Origin of the sequence: Pseudomonas edaphica, from assembly GCF_005863185.1 — a bacterium.
GTDB classification, from domain to species: Bacteria; Pseudomonadota; Gammaproteobacteria; order Pseudomonadales; family Pseudomonadaceae; genus Aquipseudomonas; species Aquipseudomonas edaphica.
The window spans coordinates 1-2,701 of the sequence record NZ_VBVZ01000748.1 but is presented as its reverse complement, the minus strand read 5'-3'; the positions used below and the strand labels follow the sequence as shown (position 1 = coordinate 2,701).

The window sequence follows — 2,701 nt, the reverse complement described above, 5'->3', positions numbered from 1 at the left end:
GTGGGAGCTGGCTTGCCTGCGATGGCGGTGTACCAGCCAGCAAATGCAGGACTGACACACCGCCATCGCAGGCAAGCCAGCTCCCACCTTTTAAAGCATTCCAAACCCGGTGTTTCAGTGAGGCCGGGATACAGGCAAGATAAAGGCCTGCAAGTTAGAACACAGGATGCTTACCGTGACCGAAGCTTTTGTTGTCGTTCAAACCGCTGAAGAAGCCGTGGACCGGCTGGCGGCTCTGCATGAGCGTGCCACTGGCGCGCTTAACCAAGCCCTCAAGCAATACCTCAAGGACCGCGTCGAGCCTGACGCCGAACAACGTGCGCAGTTCCGCTACCCGGAACTGCGCCTGACCTACCACTGCCACGGCGAAGTCCCACAGACCACCCGCGCATACGCCAAGGTGCAATTGCCGGGAACCTACAGTGTCACCGTCACCCATCCGGCGGCGTTCCGTAAGTACCTGCTGGAGCAACTGGTGCCGTTGATGCACGACTTCACCGTGACGGTGGAAGTCGGCGTCAGCCAGCAGAATATTCCCTACCCGTATGTGGTGGAGCAGGGTGATGAACTGGCTGGCTCAGGTGTCACCGCCGCGACCCTCGCCCGTGTGTTCCCCAGCACTGACTTGTCTGCCGCCACCGACGGCATTGCCGATGGCCTCTACGACTGGGAAAACACCGACCCGCTGCCGCTGGCGTTGTTCGATGCGGCGCGCGTGGACTTTTCCCTGCGCCGGCTGGTGCACTACACCGGCAGCGACTGGCGCCATGTGCAGCCATGGATCCTGCTGACCAACTACCACCGCTATGTTGACCAGTTCATCCTGCATGGCCTGGAGCAACTGCGCAGCGACCCGCGGTTTATTCGCATGGTGCTGCCGGGTAACGTGATCATCGACAAGAGCATGGACCACGGTGAAGCGTCGGCCATTGCCGCAGGCGTGGTCTGGCATCGCTACCAGATGCCGGCCTATCACTTGCAGGCCGCCGACGGCCACGGTGTGACGCTGGTGAACATCGGCGTTGGCCCGTCCAACGCAAAAAACATCACCGACCACCTGGCCGTGCTGCGCCCGCATTGCTGGCTGATGATCGGCCACTGCGGTGGCCTGCGCCAATCCCAGACCATCGGCGACTACGTATTGGCTCACGCCTATATGCGCCGCGACGGGATTCTCGACCGCGTCGTCCCGCCGAATATCCCGATCCCGGCGCTGGCCGAAGTGCAGATGGCCTTGCAGCAAGCCGCTGCCAATGTCACCGGCGAGAAAGGCGAAGAGCTGAAAAAGCGCCTGCGCACCGGCACCGTGCTGACCTACGACGACCGCAACTGGGAACTGCGCTGGGCGCAAGAGCGCCCACTGATCAACCTGTCCCGCGCGGTGGCGGTGGACATGGAAAGCGGCACCATCGCGGCCCAAGGCTACCGTTTGCGGGTTCCGTACGGCACTTTGCTGTGCGTGTCGGACAAGCCGCTGCACAGCGAGATCAAGCTGCCGGGTTCGGCCAACGCGTTTTATGAGCGTGCGGTCAGCCAGCACTTGAAAATCGGCATCGAGGCGGTGGATTTGTTGCGCACCGAACTCAACTCGCTGCACTCGCGCAAACTGCGCAGTTTCGACGAGCCGCCGTTCCGCTAAGCGGTTGGGATGGTCATTTAGCGGTCAGGCCACTAGCATTGTCGGTCCTGACCGTTAGATGTTCCTTTGCCATGTCCCGTCCTGCCCGCCCCGATTCGCGCCGCCCTGGCGTGAAACCCCCGTACTCCGCAACGCGGCGTGTCGCCAAGGCGCCACCGGCCGAGCCGAAGTTGATCCTGTTCAACAAGCCCTTCGATGTGCTGACCCAGTTCAGCGACGAAGGCGGGCGCGCGACCCTCAAGGATTTTATCGATATCCCCGGCATCTACCCGGCCGGTCGCCTGGACCGTGACAGTGAGGGGCTGTTGCTGCTGACCAACGATGGCCAGTTACAGGCGCGCATTGCCGACCCCAAGCACAAGCTGGCGAAAACCTACTGGGTGCAAGTTGAAGGCGAGCCCACCGAAGAGCAGTTGCAACGCCTGCGTGACGGTGTGGAGCTTAATGACGGCATGACCTTGCCCGCCGAAGCGCGGCAGTTGGACGAGCCCGAACTGTGGCCGCGCAATCCGCCGGTGCGCTTTCGCAAAAGCGTGCCGACGCACTGGCTGGAGCTGGTCATTCGTGAGGGGCGTAACCGCCAGGTGCGGCGCATGACCGCTGCGGTGGGCTTGCCCACCTTGCGCCTGGTGCGCGTGCGTATTGGTGACTGGTCGATTGATGGCCTGGACCAGGGCCAATGGAAGGCAGTGCCGGCGCGTTTATAAAGCGCCGGACTCGATCAGGCCGATCACCACGCTCTTGATGATGAACGCGGCCACGCCCAGGCCCAGCACAAAAAACAGGATGAACGACCCAAAGCGTCCGGCCTTGGATTTTTTCGCCAGGTCCCAGACGATAAAGCCCATGAAGATGATCAGGATAGTGACCAGGCCGGTCATCATCCATTCTTCAAAGAGGGCGGGGTCGATGTTGTTCATGGGGATTTTTTCCGACAGGGCAGGCGGGAAGTATAAAGCAGGGCTTCAGGCACAACATTGACCTGCGTCGTAACGCGGTCAATGTGGGAGCTGGCTTGCCTGCGATAGCGGTGTGTCAGCTAAGGATATGCCACTGATCCAC

General features: G+C 61.6%; 3 protein-coding genes. 2 read left to right on the top strand and 1 reads right to left on the bottom strand.

The genetic code is table 11. The annotated features are described in order from the left end of the window. The first annotated feature begins 166 nt into the window (after positions 1-166). Positions 167-1,639 (top strand): AMP nucleosidase, encoded by a 1,473-nt coding sequence (amn, locus tag FEM54_RS29925; protein ID WP_169987367.1) that lies wholly within the window; start codon positions 167-169, stop codon positions 1,637-1,639. Between the two features lie 71 nt (positions 1,640-1,710). After that, positions 1,711-2,346 (top strand): pseudouridine synthase, encoded by a 636-nt coding sequence (locus FEM54_RS29920; RefSeq protein WP_017139357.1) that lies wholly within the window; start codon positions 1,711-1,713, stop codon positions 2,344-2,346. On the opposite strand, the gene FEM54_RS29915 is transcribed toward FEM54_RS29920, so the two are convergent. Continuing rightward, a complete protein-coding gene (locus FEM54_RS29915; RefSeq protein WP_025999909.1) occupies positions 2,341-2,550 on the bottom strand; it encodes a DUF2788 domain-containing protein in 210 nt (69 codons plus the stop codon). The two genes, FEM54_RS29920 and FEM54_RS29915, sit on opposite strands and share 6 nt — an antisense overlap. Positions 2,551-2,701 lie beyond the last annotated feature (151 nt).

What these genes read in the sequence shown, in the direction of transcription:
- amn (WP_169987367.1), top strand. Translation starts at nt 167, where the DNA reads ATGCTTACCGTGACCGAAGCTTTTGTTGTCGTTCAAACCGCTGAAGAA.
- FEM54_RS29920 (WP_017139357.1), top strand. Translation starts at nt 1,711, where the DNA reads ATGTCCCGTCCTGCCCGCCCCGATTCGCGCCGCCCTGGCGTGAAACCC.